Origin of the sequence: Neobacillus piezotolerans, assembly GCF_003362805.1 — a bacterium.
Taxonomy (GTDB): domain Bacteria; phylum Bacillota; class Bacilli; order Bacillales; family Cytobacillaceae; genus Bacillus_D; species Bacillus_D piezotolerans.
The window spans coordinates 27,169-44,751 of the sequence record NZ_QNQT01000001.1 but is presented as its reverse complement, the minus strand read 5'-3'; the positions used below and the strand labels follow the sequence as shown (position 1 = coordinate 44,751).

At 42.4% G+C, this 17,583-nt stretch carries 20 protein-coding genes and 1 pseudogene; 6 read left to right on the top strand and 15 right to left on the bottom strand.

Annotated features, from left to right (window positions below; genetic code table 11):
* Positions 1–9 precede the first annotated feature (9 nt).
* Positions 10–456: an Lrp/AsnC family transcriptional regulator gene (locus DRW41_RS00270; RefSeq protein ID WP_115449958.1), complete on the bottom strand. Its 447-nt coding sequence runs from the start codon at positions 454–456 to the stop codon at positions 10–12.
* A 311-nt stretch (positions 457–767) separates the two neighbouring features.
* On the opposite strand from DRW41_RS00270, the gene DRW41_RS00265 reads away from it, so the two are divergent.
* On the top strand, positions 768–1,487 hold the full coding sequence (locus tag DRW41_RS00265; RefSeq protein WP_115449957.1) for a suppressor of fused domain protein: 720 nt from the start codon (positions 768–770) through the stop codon (positions 1,485–1,487).
* 72 nt (positions 1,488–1,559) lie between these two features.
* Here DRW41_RS00265 and DRW41_RS00260 read toward each other — a convergent pair whose 3' ends face one another.
* On the bottom strand, positions 1,560–2,498 hold the full coding sequence (locus DRW41_RS00260; protein WP_342771975.1) for a VanW family protein: 939 nt from the start codon (positions 2,496–2,498) through the stop codon (positions 1,560–1,562).
* Positions 2,499–2,875: 377 nt separating this feature from the next.
* Here DRW41_RS00260 and DRW41_RS00255 point away from each other — a divergent pair, with 377 nt between their 5' ends.
* Positions 2,876–4,105: an RNA-guided endonuclease TnpB family protein gene (locus tag DRW41_RS00255; RefSeq protein WP_115449955.1), complete on the top strand. Its 1,230-nt coding sequence runs from the start codon at positions 2,876–2,878 to the stop codon at positions 4,103–4,105.
* A gap of 242 nt (positions 4,106–4,347) precedes the next feature.
* Positions 4,348–4,524: an STAS domain-containing protein gene (locus DRW41_RS00250; RefSeq protein ID WP_115449954.1), complete on the top strand. Its 177-nt coding sequence runs from the start codon at positions 4,348–4,350 to the stop codon at positions 4,522–4,524.
* 439 nt (positions 4,525–4,963) lie between these two features.
* Here DRW41_RS00250 and DRW41_RS00245 read toward each other — a convergent pair whose 3' ends face one another.
* The gene (locus tag DRW41_RS00245) at positions 4,964–5,275 is read right to left on the bottom strand and encodes a winged helix-turn-helix transcriptional regulator (RefSeq protein ID WP_115449953.1); all 312 of its coding nucleotides are present in this window, start codon (positions 5,273–5,275) and stop codon (positions 4,964–4,966) included.
* A 152-nt stretch (positions 5,276–5,427) separates the two neighbouring features.
* Here DRW41_RS00245 and DRW41_RS00240 point away from each other — a divergent pair, with 152 nt between their 5' ends.
* Genes DRW41_RS00240 through DRW41_RS00230 form a run of 3 tightly spaced genes read left to right on the top strand, consistent with a single transcriptional unit; the run spans position 5,428 to position 7,991 of the window.
* Positions 5,428–6,273 carry a VOC family protein gene (locus DRW41_RS00240; RefSeq protein WP_115449952.1) on the top strand — a complete coding sequence of 282 codons (846 nt, stop codon included), beginning with the start codon at positions 5,428–5,430 and terminating at the stop codon, positions 6,271–6,273.
* A 38-nt stretch (positions 6,274–6,311) separates the two neighbouring features.
* Positions 6,312–7,358, top strand: a complete 1,047-nt coding sequence (locus tag DRW41_RS00235) for an LLM class flavin-dependent oxidoreductase (RefSeq protein WP_115450855.1) — start codon at positions 6,312–6,314, stop codon at positions 7,356–7,358.
* Between the two features lie 36 nt (positions 7,359–7,394).
* Complete coding sequence (locus DRW41_RS00230; protein ID WP_115449951.1) at positions 7,395–7,991, top strand: NADPH-dependent FMN reductase; 597 nt, start codon at positions 7,395–7,397, stop codon at positions 7,989–7,991.
* 599 nt (positions 7,992–8,590) lie between these two features.
* Here the strand turns inward: DRW41_RS00230 and DRW41_RS00225 are convergent.
* The 12 genes and pseudogenes from DRW41_RS00225 to DRW41_RS00170 all read right to left on the bottom strand — a co-directional run bounded on the left by DRW41_RS00225 (position 8,591) and on the right by DRW41_RS00170 (position 17,266).
* Positions 8,591–9,103 carry an NUDIX hydrolase gene (locus tag DRW41_RS00225; protein ID WP_245959296.1) on the bottom strand — a complete coding sequence of 171 codons (513 nt, stop codon included), beginning with the start codon at positions 9,101–9,103 and terminating at the stop codon, positions 8,591–8,593.
* 77 nt (positions 9,104–9,180) lie between these two features.
* Positions 9,181–9,540 carry a hypothetical protein gene (locus tag DRW41_RS00220; RefSeq protein ID WP_115449950.1) on the bottom strand — a complete coding sequence of 120 codons (360 nt, stop codon included), beginning with the start codon at positions 9,538–9,540 and terminating at the stop codon, positions 9,181–9,183.
* A 105-nt stretch (positions 9,541–9,645) separates the two neighbouring features.
* Positions 9,646–9,975: a hypothetical protein gene (locus DRW41_RS00215; protein ID WP_115449949.1), complete on the bottom strand. Its 330-nt coding sequence runs from the start codon at positions 9,973–9,975 to the stop codon at positions 9,646–9,648.
* Between the two features lie 278 nt (positions 9,976–10,253).
* A complete protein-coding gene (locus tag DRW41_RS00210) occupies positions 10,254–11,708 on the bottom strand; it encodes a right-handed parallel beta-helix repeat-containing protein (protein WP_115449948.1) in 1,455 nt (484 codons plus the stop codon).
* A gap of 343 nt (positions 11,709–12,051) precedes the next feature.
* On the bottom strand, positions 12,052–12,564 hold the full coding sequence (locus tag DRW41_RS00205; RefSeq protein ID WP_115449947.1) for a DinB family protein: 513 nt from the start codon (positions 12,562–12,564) through the stop codon (positions 12,052–12,054).
* 97 nt (positions 12,565–12,661) lie between these two features.
* Complete coding sequence (locus tag DRW41_RS00200) at positions 12,662–13,933, bottom strand: RNA polymerase sigma factor (RefSeq protein ID WP_115449946.1); 1,272 nt, start codon at positions 13,931–13,933, stop codon at positions 12,662–12,664.
* Between the two features lie 47 nt (positions 13,934–13,980).
* A complete protein-coding gene (locus DRW41_RS00195) occupies positions 13,981–14,343 on the bottom strand; it encodes a YciI family protein (RefSeq protein WP_115449945.1) in 363 nt (120 codons plus the stop codon).
* 272 nt (positions 14,344–14,615) lie between these two features.
* On the bottom strand, positions 14,616–14,861 hold the full coding sequence (locus tag DRW41_RS00190; protein ID WP_115449944.1) for a cytoplasmic protein: 246 nt from the start codon (positions 14,859–14,861) through the stop codon (positions 14,616–14,618).
* 252 nt (positions 14,862–15,113) lie between these two features.
* Positions 15,114–15,611, bottom strand: coding sequence for a DUF1572 family protein (locus DRW41_RS00185; RefSeq protein WP_115449943.1), 498 nt, complete (start codon positions 15,609–15,611; stop codon positions 15,114–15,116).
* An 86-nt stretch (positions 15,612–15,697) separates the two neighbouring features.
* Positions 15,698–15,932: pseudogene (locus DRW41_RS00180) on the bottom strand (DinB family protein); the annotation flags it as partial.
* Between the two features lie 39 nt (positions 15,933–15,971).
* On the bottom strand, positions 15,972–16,652 hold the full coding sequence (locus DRW41_RS00175) for a hypothetical protein (RefSeq protein WP_115449942.1): 681 nt from the start codon (positions 16,650–16,652) through the stop codon (positions 15,972–15,974).
* Positions 16,653–16,825: 173 nt separating this feature from the next.
* Positions 16,826–17,266: an SRPBCC family protein gene (locus DRW41_RS00170; RefSeq protein ID WP_115449941.1), complete on the bottom strand. Its 441-nt coding sequence runs from the start codon at positions 17,264–17,266 to the stop codon at positions 16,826–16,828.
* Positions 17,267–17,583 lie beyond the last annotated feature (317 nt).

Here is a 17,583-nt window from a genome sequence, read left to right as displayed (position 1 = left end):
CTTTGCCCCCTAATAGTATTCGTATGAATTCTTGTAAACTTCGAGCTGAATGATCGAATTCATCTCGGTAATGCATGTCAGTTGGTTTATTTTTAATAGGGTCTCCGTTATGTCATCCTGTGTCGGGACCGCGATTTGCACCAAAAGCGAGTATGGTCCGGAAGTCATGGTTATGTAACGGATTTCCCGAAACTTCTTGAGTTCCTCCACTGCCTCTTTCACTCGTTGAGGCATTACTTTTAATTGGATGATTGCTCCGGCCTTCACGCCGATCGCAACTGGGTTGACGACCCCGAAAACGCCCATAATCCCGTTATCCAAGAGATTTTTATACCGCAGGCGTACAGTCTTTTCGGTCACATTCAGAGCCGCCGCGATTTCCGTGAACGACATCCGCCCATCTCTGGCCAATTGCTTGATGATGCCCCTATCCAGCTCATCAACCTGATACTTCATACCTACTCCTCATTTCAGCTTCCATACTTTTTTCCTATTTTTATCTCCAAATTCAGTATTTAATTTTTCTCGGAATATCAGATTGAGTACTTAACTCCTTTTTTTGGTACGTTTTTAGGAATTAAAGAGAATTATAATCAACTGGTTTTGAAAAAGCAAGAATTATATGAAAATTTCATTTGTTCAGTTAAATGGCATTAAAAATTAAAAATAACCCTTTCATACTCGCCTACTTTTGCAGGATTTAGGAAAAGGCCGGAGAATTATCTTATATACAAATAATGTTAATTGCATTTAAGGAGGCAATGTGAGTGTGGTTTAAGAGGAAGCAAAAGGTTTCGAAGTCGGGGGCGCCAGTGTACCAGTACGATTCAGTAAAGACGAAGTTCGAAGGAGTAAGGGATTTTGACGCTGAGGCGAAGGAGATGTTTGAGGAGCATATTGAAAAATATGTCGGGAAAATCAATAAGGTGTTTCATGAGATAGTTTCGAATATCGTCCATGTAGATGTGTACCATGTGGCCCCTACAAAAGAACGGCCCTTCCATACGATGATCACACATGGAATGAGCGACCTCCCGATGACTGTCCCGGAAGGAGCGGAGGCCTGGAAATATGCGGAGCTTGTTTGCTTTTTGCCGGAGGAGTTCGATATTACAGAAGAGGGATTCAAAAATGAACGGAATTATTGGCCAATCAGGAATTTGAAGTTCCTGGCCCGCTTTCCTCATGAGTACAAGACATGGCTTGCTTATGGCCATACTTTGCAAAACGGCAACCCAATCGAGCCGTTTATCGAGGGCACGAAGCTCTGCGCTTCCCTGCTGATACCGCCAACGATTGTGGACAGTGAATTTTTCCGGCTGAAAGTTAGGGATGACAAACTGATAAACGTTTACAATGTGTTTCCTCTCTATCTTGAGGAGATGCAATTTAAGATGGATCATGGCATCGACGAACTTACCGAGAAATTCGATCGTTTCGGGGTTAATGATTTATACGATTTGCGGCGGGTGAATACTTGCCGGTAGCCCACTGGATCTTTTTTTAAAAATCGTACAGGAAATCCGCTTCCCGAGAAGGAAAGCGGATTTTTCATAAGACTACACTCTTTTTTTAATTGTTCCCTTGAATTTGCCGGCGGTCCGGATTTCGACCGTCAGCACGCCTTTTCCGTAAATGGCCTTGATGAGGAACGGGGCGCCGCTTGTGTTTTTAAAACGGAAGTCAGGTCCCCCGTATGAGACAGTCGCATCCCTTCCGGCCGGGACATATCCAACGCTTAATGAATGGTTGTGCTTCTCCACGTACTCGACTCCAAGTTGGTCGACAGCGTTGAAGAGAGTCGAGGATGTTTGGCAAATGCCCCCGCCGATACCCATGACGAGCTTTTTATTGACGATTTCCTTGGCGGGTTGGTAACCATGCGCCTCGTCACTCGGGCCGACCATCGTGTTAAACGAAAAAATGTCTTCTTCCCCGACAATGACGTTGTTAATCGCCATGGCTGACAATTCTATATTTTTCGCCCGGCCGGCTACTTTACTATCAAATTTGGTCGTATACGAAGCTAAAAGTTCCTCGGATAAATGCACAGCATCCGCGGGGTCATAAGTATTTTCCGTTGTATAGACAGGCAGCACAACATCCCCGCCCTTGTCGGAAACTTGCAAAACCTTTTCCACGAGTTCGGCCTCTTCAAGAATGACCCGCGGTTCCCCTTTAATGATGTTCCCGTTTGCGCCTATCCTATCCAGTGAGCCGCGCCGGTCATACCCAGGCTGGCCATCCTTCCCGGCCGCGAGTTCACGCGCCCATTTCTCAATTTCCTTTTTATATTGCTCGTTATCCGTACCATACCCCAAATCCTTTGGAATAAAAGCATAGATGGCATTGCTTACTGTTGGATCCTTTATATAAACGACCGCGGCGACAGGCTTTTCCGCAGGTTTTCTCACAGGCTCTTCAGCTTTTGGCGTTTCCGGCGAATCGGTGACTATAACCTTACCTGGCTCCGACTTTTTAACAATAGCCTCCTGCACCGAACACCCGCCTAAGCCTATTAAACTGCTGATCAACAAGACTGTTACTCTCTTTGTCCGCATAAAACAACTTCCCCCAACCCGGAAATTTGATTGCCACTTCAAAAAAACGCACTTCACTATTATATTCATTATCTATTATAGGGATACCTTCAATTTTTTGGTAAAAGCAAATTTTACCAAATTTTCATGAAATGTGATAACTTTGTGTATTAAAAGAAACGTATATTTTTGATTTAAAACCGCCCGCACACTGGTTACATTAGTATTGATTTAGGGCGGTGGTTTTTAAGCTATGTTCTACACATTTTAGTACATATGTTCGATTTTTGTGTTATAATAGTGAAGGTGGAAAAACTTCCTAGGAAGTGAAACGAATGGCACGAAAAACAACGAAACAACGAAATGAAGAATTGGCTCCTGATGGCAAACAATTACGTCATTATGGACTTAAACTACGCATGGAGCCAAATCCAATACAAGAAAAACAAATTCATCAAACCATCGGGAATGCCCGTTTCACCTATAATTTTTATCTTTCCAAGAAAAAGGAAGTCTATCAATTAACAGGCGATACCTTAACTTACGGAGAATTTAAAAAAGCATTCAATCGCTTAAAAGACCATCCCTACTATTCGTGGTTGAAGGCTTCGGATAAGTTTGCTTTGGAAACTGCCATGGAGCACGTGGATGATGCGTTTGAACGCTTCTTCAGCGGTCAAAACAAGTTTCCAAAGTTTAAAAGGAAACATAAATCGAAACAGTCTTATTCTACGAAAGAAACCAACGGAAACATTAAATTAAATATAGAAAAGCAAACCATTCAACTTCCTAAATTAGGGGAAATAAAAGTACGTTTATCTAAAAACCATCGAATGATGCTTAAAGAAACCGGACTAAAAGGAGCGATTAAATCGGCAACCGTTACCTACCATAGCAGTGGTCAATATGATGTATCATTTAAAATGGAAGAAGTCACCCATTTAAAAGAGCCTGTCGATGCATCGAAGATTCCTGATGAATCCTTCATTGGCTTGGATTTAGGATTGACACATTTCTATATTGACTCAAACGGAAAGAAAGTGGAGAACCCCCACTACCTCAAAAAAAGCCTTCATAAGTTAGCGTTGCTTCAACGCCAATTAAAAAACAAAAGCATCGGAAGCCACAACTACAAGAAATTGCAGAAAAAGATTAGTAAACTCCACCTTCATATTGCCAACCAACGAAAAGACTTTTTGCATATAGAATCCCGTAAGGTTGTGGACGAAAACCAAGTCATAATCTTAGAGGATCTTCATGTAAAGGGCATGATTCGTAACAAAAAGTTGGCACGCAGCATCGCTGATGCAGGGTGGGGCCTATTTAAAACCTTCATCACCTACAAAGCATCATGGGCAAACAAAACCGTGGTGTTCGTCAACCGATTTTTTGCATCATCGAAATTGTGCAACGGCTGCCATACGAAAAACATCATGCTGTCCCTTTCAGACAGAGAGTGGATATGCCCGTCCTGTGGGACAAAACATGACCGTGACATCAACGCATCCAAAAATATCAAAGAAGAAGGAATGAGAATCCTGCATTCCCTTCCTCTTTCAGCATAGCAAAAGAATAACCTTTTACCGTTGGAACAACGGGGTGTGCCTGTCAACACTACAGGTGTTGTTTGTCCTTCATCCGAAGGACAATGGAGGGAATGTAAGACGTTCACCAAATGAACGCAGTTCCCGATGAAGCAGGAATCCAGCGACTTGCTTTAGGTCAGTAAGGATTTTGTTCCCACTAGGGAAATAGAATCCTTCGGCTTTAGTCGAGGGAGGTTCAAACGAAACGGTCGCAGGAACCGATGGAAAAAGCTCTGAATCAGGGGTCGGAGCTGGGGCTTAGCTATGTTATCTTTGATTTATCGGGCGTCCCGATTATTGATACAATGGTGGCGAACCACATCTTTAATGTGGTAGATGCGCCGGAGTTAATCGGCATCCAGTCCATTTTAACGGGCGCCCGCCCCGAAATCGCCTAGACGATGATTAGTCTCGGTATTAAATCAACCAATGTTGCCACATTTGCAAGCCTACATAATGCCATTAATTACCTTCAAGCAAAAATATAATTTTTCCCAAGTACATTCCCGCGGATGTACTTTTTTATTGCCAAGGATGATTTGTATTGAAGTACTTTTGAGTGACAAAGTTTGGGGCAAATTCGGAAAAGGTGTCAAGCAAATCCGTTTGAGCGACAAAGATTCGGCCAAATCCTAAAAAGGTGTCACTAAAATCCCGTTGAGTTACCTTGTTCGGGCAAATTCCGGAAAGGATGTCACTTAAATCTGGTTGAGCGACAAAGTTTAGGCAGTATACGGAAAAAAATTCTCATTCAGGGGCATACTAAAAAAAATAAATAGGATACAAACTGTGGCAAGCTGCCGCCCCAGTTTGTATCCTTTTAAATTAATTGTGTGGTTATTCTGTTCTCAACCAGTTTTCAGACCAGTGTTCGATGTCTTTCATCAAAGGTTCCAACGCCTTGCCCTTGTCGGTCAGCGAGTATTCGATGCGGACAGGGGTTTCTGGATAGACCTGGCGGTTGACGATTCCTTCATTCTCCAAATCCTTCAGCCTTTCGGAGAGCACTCTCCCGCTGACGCCGATGGAAGATTCTATGGTACAAAAGCGCTGCGGCCCCGACAGGAGCTGGTAAATGATCAATCCTGTCCATCGCTGGCTCAGCAGGCCCATTGCTTTTTCGAATTTGGGGCAAATAGATTTATCCAACTTGATCAGCTCCTTTATTCTCCATTATACCCGTTTTAAAAAAAAATTAAATTACTTTTTACAATTAAACACACTTGACGTAATTAAATTTTAAAAATATAATAGCTTACATAAAGTAACCAACTAACAAAACAAACAAGGAGGTGTCAAACATGAATTTTCACCGTGAACCAGCAACATTTGTTGGGCAGGTAAATTTGAAAGTACAGGATTTGGAACGGTCCATTTCTTTTTATAAAGAAGTGATTGGCTTTACCGTTTTGAATCAGTCTGAACGAAAAGCGAGCCTGACTGCTGATGGAAAGACAGTTCTATTAACGATAGAGCAGCCGGAAGCTGCCGGACCGAAGCAGCCTCGCACGACCGGGCTTTACCACTTTGCCCTGTTGCTGCCAAATCGCTCCGACCTGGCAAGCATCGTTGGCCATTTTATGAAAATCGGCCAGCGGATTGGCTCATCCGATCATCTAGTCAGCGAAGCCCTTTATTTATCGGATCCGGATGGAAACGGTATCGAGATCTATATCGACCGCGACCCTTCCGAATGGACCTGGTCCGGCGCTGAAGTTGCAATGACTGTTGACCCACTGGACTTCGCAGACCTCCTATCTGGTGGAGTTGCACCGTGGGAAGGACTCCCTGCCGAAACTGTGATGGGCCATATCCATTTGCATGTAGCCGAGCTGCGTAAAGTGGAGGAATTTTATACAAAGGGACTTGGGTTTGAGGTTGTGAACCGTTTCGGAAGCCAGGCGCTCTTTATTTCCACAGCGAAATACCATCACCATATTGGATTGAATACGTGGAATGGCGTAGGGGCTCCAAGGCCTGATAGAAACAGCCCTGGGCTCAAGTCCTATACGCTGGTTCTTCCTACCGAGGAGTCAAGGACAGCCGTTGTGGGGAATTTGAAGGCAATTGGCGCGGATGTCACTGAAGAAAATGGAACATACGCGACCGAGGATCCGTCCGGAAACCGGATTATCCTGGTGGTTTAATACAGAAACAGTTCAAATGGAAGAAGGAAACAGCAATGATGGAAATTGGCCTTTATACTTTGGGAGACATCGGCCCCGAGCCTTTTAGCGGTTCAACCATAAGCGCCCATCAAAGAATTAAGGACATTATCGAAGCCGCGAAACTAGCGGAGGAAGCGGGTCTTGATCTATTCGGGGTTGGTGAGCATCACCGCCTTGACTATGCTGTTTCTTCCATTCCGGTTGTGCTAGCTGCGATTGCCCAGGTCACGAGCCGAATCAAGCTGACGAGCGCGACGACCGTTTTGAGCACGGTCGACCCGGTCCGTTTATTCGAGGATTTCGCAACACTCGACCTTGTTTCCAATGGCCGCGCCGAAATCATTGCTGGCCGGGGAGCGTTTATCGAGTCCTTCCCTCTGTTCGGGTTTAACACAGATGATTATGATGCCTTGTTCACAGAACATATGGAGCTGTTCTTAAAGCTTAATAAGAACGAACGTATTACGTGGAATGGCCAATTTCGCGCTCCATTGCGGAATGCGGAAATTGCTCCCCGACCGGTCCAAAAGGAAATTCCTATCTGGGTTGGCGTAGGCGGCTCGCCTGAAAGCGCAGCACGCGCCGGCAGGCTGGGAGTGGGCATGGCGATAGCAATCCTTGGAGGAAAGCCTGAACGGTTCCAACCGCTGGTAGACCTATACCGCAAAACCGGAATCGAATACGGGCACCCTGCCGATCACCTGAACGTTGGAATCACCGGCCATGGGTACATTGCGAAAACGACCCAGCAAGCAATGGATGAATATTTTCCTTATTACTCCAATTACTGGTCTTATGTAAATCGCCAGCGCGGCATGGGCGGAACCATTGGAAGATCGGACTTCGACCGAATGGCTGGCCCTGATACGGCTTTGTTCGTGGGCAGTCCCCAGCAAATTGTCGAAAAGATTCTTTATCAGTACGAATTGTTTGGACATACCCGCTTTTTAGCTCAGATCGATATCGGCGGTTTGCCGTTCAAAAAGGTCGCGGAGGGTATCGAGCTGTTAGCTACGCAGGTCGCTCCGATTGTCCGGAGGGAAACGGCTAAGGAAAGCAACTAGGAATTACTACTTGACATCATTAAGGCGGTGCAGAAAATGGGTTTTTTCACTAAATTGTTTGGTACATCAAAGGAGGAAGTTGCAATGACAACTGAAAAATTAAACATTGGTATTATTTTGGGAAGTACACGTCAAGGCCGAGTAAGCCCACAGGTAGGCGAATGGGTAAAGTCAATCGCTGACAAGCGCGGCGACGCGAACTATGAAATCGTGGATATCGCGGACTTCAACCTGCCGTTCCTTGGAACAACTGACGGAACAGAGCCAGGAATCGCGGCTTGGAACGAAAAGCTTGCTAACCTAGATGGATTCGTGTTCGTCGTTCAAGAATACAACCACAGCATTACCGGCGCATTAAAAAATGCCCTCGATTTCGCGCGTGAAGCATGGAACAATAAAGCGGCAGGCATCGTGAGCTACGGTTCAACCGGCGGTGCGCGTGCTGCCGAGCATTTGCGCGGCATTTGCGGCGAGCTGAAAATTGCCGACGTTCGCACGCATCCAACTCTGTCCCTGTTCACTGATTTTGAAAACGGATCAGAGTTCAAGCCACATGAGCTTCACCTTACAAACGTCAACGCCATGCTTGATGAAGTTGTATCTTGGAGCGGCGCTCTTAAAACAGTTCGATAATAGTTTGATAGACAAAGAGCGGGATTTGGTCCCGCTCTTTTTTAGTTCGTTTTTTAAAGGGTTAGCACCCATTCGTTTAAGCGCAATATTTCACAATCTTTCTTGTGCGAACAATGGGAAGTTTGTATTTAAAAAATCACCCATAGTTGAAAAAAAGTAGGGTTTTATTAACTTAATTATTATATTTAACTTTAAACACCTGATGAAATCAAAGCAAAAAAGATAATTACTCCTCCAACAATAATAAAAATGGATAGAAATAAATTAATCAAACCCCATAAGATTATTTTCTTTGAAGTTATTAAGAAAATTGAAAAGCAAAAACCAATTAATAAAAAACCAAGTGAGAACTGGACAGTGTAGGAACCAAAGAAGCCAGTTGTTAAACAAAGGATTGCTAAAATCGGAAATATAAATTGAAGAAAACAGAGTAATACTCTCATAAAATCAACATCCTTTACAACAGGATTTTTTATTATAATACTTCGGTTTTCCTCATTTCCCTATGATTTTAATATACTTATTTAACGATTCAGCCCCGTTAGCAAAAGACGGACAAAAGCAAAGGCATTAACCCCTCTGGAAAAGCATCTGTAAACTTATAGCCGATTTAATGCCTCATTAACTGCCCAACTTTGATGCTCATGGAACAGATTTTCTATGGCTTTAATCGGCTCAATCCATATAAGGACATTATCTTCTTCTGTTGGTTTACTTATCTGCCTACCTGTTTCACACAAATAAAAATAACCTTCGCTAAGGTAATATTTGTATTCATTAGTCGAATAAAAATACCTTCGAGCACACCCTAAAAAAGGTCCAATTTCAATATCCATTCCCATCTCTTCTAGAGCTTCCCTTTTTAAACACTCTTCGTGAGTTTCATTGTTTTCAATTCCTCCGCCAGGAAGAAAATACTTACCATCACCTGTTTGAATAATGGCTATTTTCTTCCTTCCACTATCAAACATCAAACAATAAACAGCAGGTCTATTTAGGTATTCGTTACCCTCTTCTTTACGTCCAAAAGTAATCACATCCATCAGATAAATCTCCTCAGCTAATTGTACATTTATTATTTCTTCTTTAAGGAAACTGCCGCGTTTGCTCAATAAGGGATTCAATAAAAGGGCGTATATCCATTCCTAAATCATCGCACCCGATTTTTAAAAAGCCAATTAAGGTATAGTTATCTGATATCCACTTTATTCTGTATGAACTCTATCTCTTTAAAGTCTCCGATAAATCCTTTTGCTTCAATTGAAAAAAACTCATGGGGATCATTAGCATTTCTGTATAGCCTTTTGATTTGCATTCCCATAGCCAAAAATCCTGTTGAAGAATCATAGTACCCATCTGTGTGATTATACGTCTTACCTCCTATTTCTAAAGAAGAACAATCAAAATCAGTATCGAGGCAATTTACATCATATTCTTTTTCAAACCATTGAACAAAATCAATTTCATTTGGTTTACTCATAAAAATCCCAATCACTGCAACTAATATAAGCCCAGCCATAACGATTAAAAAAAATCTCTTCTTCTTCAAAGTATTCCCCCCTTGATTGTAAACTTGCTTTAAATGCACCTTTTGATTAATAAGGTATTCAATAAAAAAGGGCGGATATCCTTTCTGGAACATCGCACCCTTGGCTCAATTAGAAACTTCGGTATTTATCTTATTTTTAAGGAAAAATACTGTCCAATATGCAAACAGGTATAGAAAACCTATAATTGAATAAATAGACCAAATTGCACCCTGTTGTAACTGAGTAATTAAGTGTTCAAATTCATTCATACCCTCTGCTCTTCCAATACTATTAAACATACTAATAATAGGAACAGTAATAGTTAGAACAATTGCAAGAATCGACAGACCTAACATTCTTTTTCGAATAACATTCAAAATTCCAGTTCCTAATGTTATAAATAAAAATAAAAAATAAATTACCCAGACCCAACTAGGAAGTGTCTCCCAATACATATTCTCCACCTCTCCAGATTTGTGTTCCTCAAACCGTATTTTACCACAAATTTTCCATTTAAATGTTAAAAACCTTCTTTTCTTTTAACAAACCACCCCTTATGTTGAATAAGATCTCCAATGTTTAAACAAAAAAGAAGCAGTCCAATTTAGTTGTGTGAATTGGACTGCTAATCTGCCTGCTAATTAAGTTCTTGTTCTTGAAAACCGAATCCGTTACTCTCCTGATAATGTGTTTAGAGATTCCTATAAAGCTCGGGCGTCACCTGGTACACAATTTAATTTAAAATAAACTTTACATGGCTGCCTGTTCCTCCTGCTATAGGAAGAACATAGTTATTCGTATTCTTACCAATGACCAGTTTCATATTGGTTTTTGTGGATATATTGATTCCGCGAACAGATACATAGGAGTTTAATTTTCCGTTTTTCTTGATAAGTTTGTTCCCAGCTATCGTACCGGCATTATTGCCGGAACGAAAGGCAATGGCAGAAGGCGTCTTATACAAAGAATCCTGTACATCCTCCACCCTGTTTTCAGTAACTGAAAACTGCTGATTATGAGTATAAAGGTGGAGACCATTTGCGTACGAATTTACCAATGTATTCTTTTTTATAACCAAACCCTTCGTATAGGAAGCCTGGATTGCACCAGAGATACTATTCCCCTGCTGGCCCGCCTCCAATAAATGGTTTCCTTCAATGGTACAGCCTCTGCTATAATCAGATGGCGTTCCAGCAACAACGATTCCATATCCCTTGCCGATTCCTTCAATCTGATTGCCTTTTGCCGTACACTTTTGGGAACCAAATAGCTCCTTCCCACCTTTTCCTGTTGCGTTTACAAATGCAATGCCAACCTTTGTATTTCGTATCGTATTATTGTTAAACACAATATTTTCCCCGCCATGAGTATCAAGTGCCTCCCATAACGGAATGTCCTCAATGATGCTGTCAGTCACCGAACTATTTGTGCTCTTGGGGTGTGCCTTTAAGTTGCTCTCGGCACCTTTTCGCGAAAAAAAGACTCCGTAAGCATTTCCTTTGTTTCCTGGCGAGATTGATTTTATATGGCTCTTGTTAATATGCATATTACGAACAGACAATCCGCCCACTCCAGCAAAACCAATATCACGGATAACCGTATTTGAAATCCTTACATTGTCTGCAAATTCAGCATTAATACCATAAAAACCAACATCATGAATAAAACAATCTTCTATAACAATGTTTCGGACATAATTAGATGCATTTGCCCCCCGAATCCTTATTCCGACTCCCTTTGAATCTGCTTTTTTATTGCCCGCACCCTGGAGCTCAATCCCGTATAACTTTACCCCATTGCCAATTGTCATAAGAGTTTGATGTTTTTTATCGTTGAATAGTTTTGATCCATACCCAACTATCGTGGTATTGTCGGGTACGACTAAGCCGCTGATTTTAAATGAGCTGCCATTAGGCAAAACGATAACTTTTCCAGCTCCAAGATTTAAAGCTTTTTGTAACTCTTTTGTCATGCCAGCTTCATTTTTGGCCAAATTTTTATCAACCACAACATTTATAATTTTGGTTTTATCAAGATTAGGTATTTTCTTTTCCCAAAGATCATCTATGCCATTATTATTTTTGTCTAAAATCAGATTACTAGTCCCTGCCAATACAGTGGGAACATACAAGAAAAAAAGCAGGACAATGATAACCATACTTAGAAAATAAACTTTTTGTTGCTGCATCTTCGTACTCCTTATAAACGAACCATTTTAATCCTTGTAATAAAATACAGAAAATTCAATTAGTTCTTTTTTCATGGTAGATTTCCATCATTTAGATATTATATAATATTTTAGGTATTTATATATAGGTAAAAGGATACAAATTCAGCGTGATAAAGCATATTTTTGGAAGGAAATTAAGAGGGAAGTTATTGCAACAGGTCGTGGAAAGAAAAAAGCACTCGCTGCGTTGTCGCATCGAATGCTTCGAATCATTTACTCACTTTTAATAAACAAAGAACGTTGTAGAAGGAGTTAATTTCGTTTCCTTATTGCTCACACAGGAGTCTATGGATAATAAAGTTTAGTGCGCCGCTTCTAGGAGTAATTTCATCTCTTTTATCTGTTCTGTGTGCCGTTGTTCATGCAAATAGATCTGGTCTATCCATTGATCAAGCGGTAAGTCGCCTAAGGCAGGATGCTTAAAAGATTTTTCCTCCAATATCGATTGATCTTCTATTTTACTAAGGAAAGTCAGCAAATTTTCTCTGGATTCGTTTAACAAATCAATCATTGTTTGAACTGCAAATGGATCTGCAGATGGTTCAACCAATTGTGGGGCTTTAAATTTTTTCGTGCGGTCCAGCATAAGATGAACGTTTTTACGTTCTGTTTGAGTATTATCAACCTGTTTTAATCCCCATGCAATTGCCTTTATCGTTGCCTGTTCCACTAAAACCAAGTGATGGCAAACTTGTGCTATGCTCCACATATCCATACCAAGCCTGTCATTGAATTGAGTATTACTTAATGAGGTAATCTCATGTATTAAGTTGCTTCTCGTTTCATACAATTGGTCACTTACTAAATTTTTCATCAAATTCCCCCTTCACCAGAGTAAATATCTAAGTTCCTATCCTGTATATATTCTCTGCGGTGAAAAGTATTCTTTGAGTATTTACTACCCCCGTTAACTATTTGGCCGAATTGGATGTCCCCGGAAGATTGGACGCACGTTTAAGGAGGAGTTCGCGTTCCCGTTCGTTTCGTGTTAGCGAAGCCGCTCGAGTGAACTCAGCGAAGGCTTCAGCATTTCGCCCGAGCTTCGCGAGCAAATCACCCCGGACACTGGGCAACTGGTGTGAGTCTTTCAGCACCGCATCATTCATCAACGGCTCGATGAACTCAAGCGCTATTTCCGGACCGAACGCCCTCGACAATGCCACTGCACGATTCAGTTCCACTATTGGTGACGGGGATATTTGCCCAAGAGCATCATACAATGCGGCGATGCGCAGCCAGTCTGTCTCCGATGCTGTTTTCGACTTTGCATGGCAAGCAGCAATTTCGGCCTGGATCCTGTATGGTCCGAACACGCCACCTAGGCTCTCCGCGCGTTCAAGTGCATCCAGCCCTCGCCTGATAAGAAGTTGATCCCATTGTACCCTGTTTTGATCTTCAAGCAAGATGGGCTCGCCGGATTCACCGATACGAGCCCTGAATCGCGATGATTGAATCTCCATGAGCGAAACGAGTCCGTGGACTTCAGCATCTTTAGGAACCAGTTCTGCCAATATTCGGCCAAGCCGAAGCGCCTCTTCGCAGAGCACAGGCCTTATCCAATCCTCGCCTGATGTCGCGGAATAGCCCTCATTGAAAATTAGATACAGCACTTCAAGCACCGATGCAAGACGCGCTTCTAAATCTCTCCCTTCCGGCAAGTCAAAGGGAACCTGCGCCGCCCTCAAGGTTCGCTTGGCTCTTACGATGCGCTGGGCGACAGTCGACTCTGATATCAAAAATGCACGCGCAATTTCCAGCGTTGTCAAGCCACCCCAGAGGCGAAGCGCAAGTGCAATGCGTGCTTCGCGGGAAAGGATTGGGTGACAGGTCATAAAAATGAGGCGCAGAAGATCGTCTTCAACTTCTGATCCGAGGTTGGCATCGAAATCCGGTTGATAATAGCCGTCCATCTCCCGGATCAACTCTGAATACTTTCGTTTGTGTAACTGATTGCGGCGCAACATGTCAAAAGCTCGACGCTTGGCTGTCGTCATGAGCCAGGCACCAGGATTGTCGGGTATGCCGGACTCTGGCCATCGTTCCATTGCAATGATGAGGGCATCGTGGGCAAGATCTTCCGCCAGTCCCACATCGCGAACAAGCCGGGTGAGCCCTGCAATCAGCCTCGCCGACTCAATCCGCCAAATGGCTTCGATTGTACGATGGGCATCTGCTTCTGTCACGATTTCTTCCCCCGTTCAACTTTTTTGCGAAGTTCAACTTCTTTTGTTTATTCGAATACTTGGCGAAGCTCAATCTGTCCTTCTCCAAGGCCATGCGGATCTGGTGCACGCATCGCCCACTCGATGGCTTCCTCGCGCGACTTCACATCTATGAACCAGTATCCTGCAATCAGTTCCTTGACTTCAGTGAAAGGGCCATCTGTAACGACTGGCCGTTCTCCTGGCACAGGGAACGAAATACGAATGCCGTTGGAGCTTGGATGGAGTCCGCCGACTGCCACCAGGACGCCGGCTTTCTTCAGTTCCTCATTGTATTTCTTCATGCAGGCAAACATCTGCTCCATCTGCTCTTTTGGCATCGTACCTTCTTCTGAATCCTTCGAAGCCTTCACAATCATCATGAATCTCATTTGTAACTCCTCCTAAGCATTTACTAGATTAAGAGCTTTTCAAATCCCCTATACGACGTAGTGGATCAATGCCCCCTATATAAGGCGACGAATGGCGCACGTCAAAATCGACACAGTTTTAAAAAAATTATTAATTTCGATGGCATCTTTAACAATAGAGGAAGGAATTTATGGGGAATAACTTTAATCGAGAGACGGCAGTTCGATAACAAGGATGGTTCCGTGCCCCGGTAAACCTAAAAATGAAATCAGCCCATCATGCCTCCAAACAGCTAAAACCAATACTTATGCATCTCTTTTAAAAATAGTTCAGTGATTGGAAATCCTAAACTCTCACCAATAATAGAATCGATTCCACAATAAGGACATATTGCTGTATTTTCATTATCAGTCCAAGCAGAAATTTCAGATGGATTAAAGATTTTCAAACAATAAAAGCATCCGCATTTTTTGTCCTTTACTAGTTCCTCTCGATGATGGCTGCTAAATCGATGTGCTATCTTACACTCTTTCTCCACTATTTATCTCCTTCCTAAACTAGATTTCCATTATTAGCCACATTATATCAGAAGGGAGACTTTTGATGGCGGGAACAATTAAAAAAACACCCACCTTTAATAAGAATTAAAGTGAGTGTTTATATAATTCCAATAGAAACCTTTAGTACGGGTCACGTCTGGAATTCCCGAAGCTTCGGCACGGAATCCTTTTTTAAATTCTTTTTTCATCTGTACCGCATTTGCGAACCCAATGATGATTTAAATTTAGGTTCATTTTTTACGGGGAATGGTCAGTGTCTTCCAATCATTTGATTTTAAAATTTTTGCTATATAAATGATTTGCCCAACATGATTAGAATAATGGTACATTTGGCGTTCAATGGCTCCTAAAACTGTATGGGGTTCATTACGGATGGTGATTGTTTTTAAAAGGTGGTCCTCATTTATATCTTCCAATGCAGCTAAAAAGATTTCCCATCCGTGTTCCCATATTTCCATTACCTGTTCTTTCGTTTGGATATCTCCGACAACAAATTCACCATCACGGTCTCGATTCGGTTTTTCCCCATCCGTTGTTAAGAAATCCGTCCAGCGGGATACCATATTGCCGCTCATGTGTTTCACAATTACGGCTACACTATTTGACTCTTCATTTGGAAACCAAAATAATTCGCTTTCAGTTAATTGATCCATAGCTCTCTCTGCTGCTACCTTTGCTTCCTTAAATTCTTGGGTAACTGTTTTTAAATACTCTGTACCTATGGTCATGCCATCACCTCTCCGCACGTTTCTTTATCTATTCTTCAAAAATATGTTAAACCCTTTTATTTATAGCTACGTTTTGACATTGTTTTACCATCAAGATGATGTGTCCATTCACGGCCTTCTAGTGTTGCTGCAAGTCTCTCTTTATAGTAAATAAGATGATTAACATTTTCCCAAATTGTTTTGGTTCCTCTCCTGCTGGTCTCCACCTAGTCTGTTCGGCGGTGAGTCCTTCTATTGCCGGTTGAAAGGCGCATACCAACTATCCTTGTCGAACGTTGTATCGAGCATTCTTATGAGCAAGTCAGCCAGAATCACTATCATCTTCCTCCTTTTAAATTGAGTCGCCATATTGTGGCAACTTCACGACCGAATCTTCCTGTTTTTCCCCTTTGTCCTTAGCCTGTAGAGCAACCATGATTTAACGATCGATTCGGTATCTTTGTGGCAGGAAACACTGTTCAAAAAAAGAAAGTCGTAAGGTTCGACAAGGACCTTAGCAATTGGTTTGACCGGCGTTTCGCTGACCCATTCGTCAAATGAAACGAGCCCATTGCCCGCGCGCTTAAAGGTTTCGCCGGGCAGGAAGTAAATCATCCCGGTTGTCCATGGACCGGCATCCAGTGTTTCCTTGTTCAACGAGAAAAAGTAATGGGGACTGCCGCCTTCCACTTTTAAACACGCGTTGCGAATCCCTCCTTTGACCTTTTTTTTATCAAGGACGGCATAGAACAATGGCCAGATGCCATCTTTTGTTCCGAAAACCGCGTTGACGATTTGTCCGTTGTACAGCGTCTGCCTCCGCGCTTCAAATTCACTGATTTCACTGTTATTCGAACCATGAAGAATGACCGGCTTCGTTGCCGCGATGTATTGGATAAAGCGGTGTTTCGGGTACTTGCTGGTATAGTTGACTTCGGTATTTTCCGTAGCGGCAATCAAGTACATTTTTTCAAATTCCCTGCGCTCTTCCTCGGAAAAATAGAACACTTGCGCACGATAAAAAAGAATCCCCATTAGCCCAGACACAACTTTACTTATCATCCTCTTCCTCCAGCAAAGGAGACCCGCTCCCGTTTAGTTCTGTTTTCTCCTTAATACATATTCAGCTTGCAAAGGCTATTTCCTCCCTCCGGCTCCCAGTTTCCAGACATAAAAAAGAGCAGCCGCTTAATAAGTGACTGCTCTTTTTGTATCGACTAATGATTTATAGTAGCTTAATGAACCAAAGATGCCCTTAAAGTGTTAATTCCATTTTCAAGATAGGCTTTCAAGCATGTCAGCATGTAGATCCAGCCCTGCTGCTGGCCAAGCAGTTTGTTAATAAGATGAGGGTCATCTTCCTTAAAGCCGGATTCAGTTACTTCAACTATTGTATTTCCGGCCTCTTGCTGATTCAGTTGGATGGTGACAAGTGTTTCTTCCCCTTCCCCGCCCCAGGAAAAGACGATTTTCCGGTTTTCCTCTGTTTCAATCACCTTAATATTTCCTTCGGCGTTGTACTCATCGTATCTCCAGGTGATTGTCCTCCCCGTTTCAATTCTCGCGGTTCCCGATGAGAACCAGTAATTGGCCATTTTTTCAGGATTGGCAATCGCTTCATACACTTCGTTGGCGGGCTTATGTATGTTCATTTTCGAGGTGATTTCGGTAGTCATGGCATTCTTCCTCCGTTCAAATTGTATTTAGTCCAGAATAAAAGATTTTTACGGAACTGTCCATTTCGTAGAAATTAAAGGATTTTCGAGTAATGGTGTTAAATATTTACAAAAGGAGGATTCTTTTCAGCGGCACTGTACAGCTCACTTCAAGACCGACTATGTTTTTAGGGCTCGAGAGGCTTTCCTCAGTGGTTATCGATTTATTACGGCATGAAAATCATCACACGCCTTTTTCTGAAAGGGTTCTCGCTAACCAGTTTAACAAAACTGGAGTCTTCGGAGATACATGCGTTGTACATTAACATGCAAGATTA

Excerpts from the sequence above, each read along its gene's own strand:
- DRW41_RS00235 (WP_115450855.1), top strand. The coding sequence starts at position 6,312 with ATGGAAATTGGCCTTTATACTTTGGGAGACATCGGCCCCGAGCCTTTT.
- DRW41_RS00230 (WP_115449951.1), top strand. The coding sequence starts at position 7,395 with ATGGGTTTTTTCACTAAATTGTTTGGTACATCAAAGGAGGAAGTTGCA.
- DRW41_RS00185 (WP_115449943.1), bottom strand. The coding sequence starts at position 15,611 with ATGACCATAGGTACAGAGTATTTAAAAACAGTTACCCAAGAATTTAAG.
- DRW41_RS00195 (WP_115449945.1), bottom strand. The coding sequence starts at position 14,343 with ATGAGATTCATGATGATTGTGAAGGCTTCGAAGGATTCAGAAGAAGGT.
- DRW41_RS00240 (WP_115449952.1), top strand. The coding sequence starts at position 5,428 with ATGAATTTTCACCGTGAACCAGCAACATTTGTTGGGCAGGTAAATTTG.
- DRW41_RS00255 (WP_115449955.1), top strand. The coding sequence starts at position 2,876 with ATGGCACGAAAAACAACGAAACAACGAAATGAAGAATTGGCTCCTGAT.
- DRW41_RS00215 (WP_115449949.1), bottom strand. The coding sequence starts at position 9,975 with ATGTATTGGGAGACACTTCCTAGTTGGGTCTGGGTAATTTATTTTTTA.
- DRW41_RS00175 (WP_115449942.1), bottom strand. The coding sequence starts at position 16,652 with ATGATAAGTAAAGTTGTGTCTGGGCTAATGGGGATTCTTTTTTATCGT.
- DRW41_RS00205 (WP_115449947.1), bottom strand. The coding sequence starts at position 12,564 with ATGAAAAATTTAGTAAGTGACCAATTGTATGAAACGAGAAGCAACTTA.
- DRW41_RS00270 (WP_115449958.1), bottom strand. The coding sequence starts at position 456 with ATGAAGTATCAGGTTGATGAGCTGGATAGGGGCATCATCAAGCAATTG.
- DRW41_RS00170 (WP_115449941.1), bottom strand. The coding sequence starts at position 17,266 with ATGACTACCGAAATCACCTCGAAAATGAACATACATAAGCCCGCCAAC.
- DRW41_RS00250 (WP_115449954.1), top strand. The coding sequence starts at position 4,348 with ATGGAAAAAGCTCTGAATCAGGGGTCGGAGCTGGGGCTTAGCTATGTT.
- DRW41_RS00210 (WP_115449948.1), bottom strand. The coding sequence starts at position 11,708 with ATGCAGCAACAAAAAGTTTATTTTCTAAGTATGGTTATCATTGTCCTG.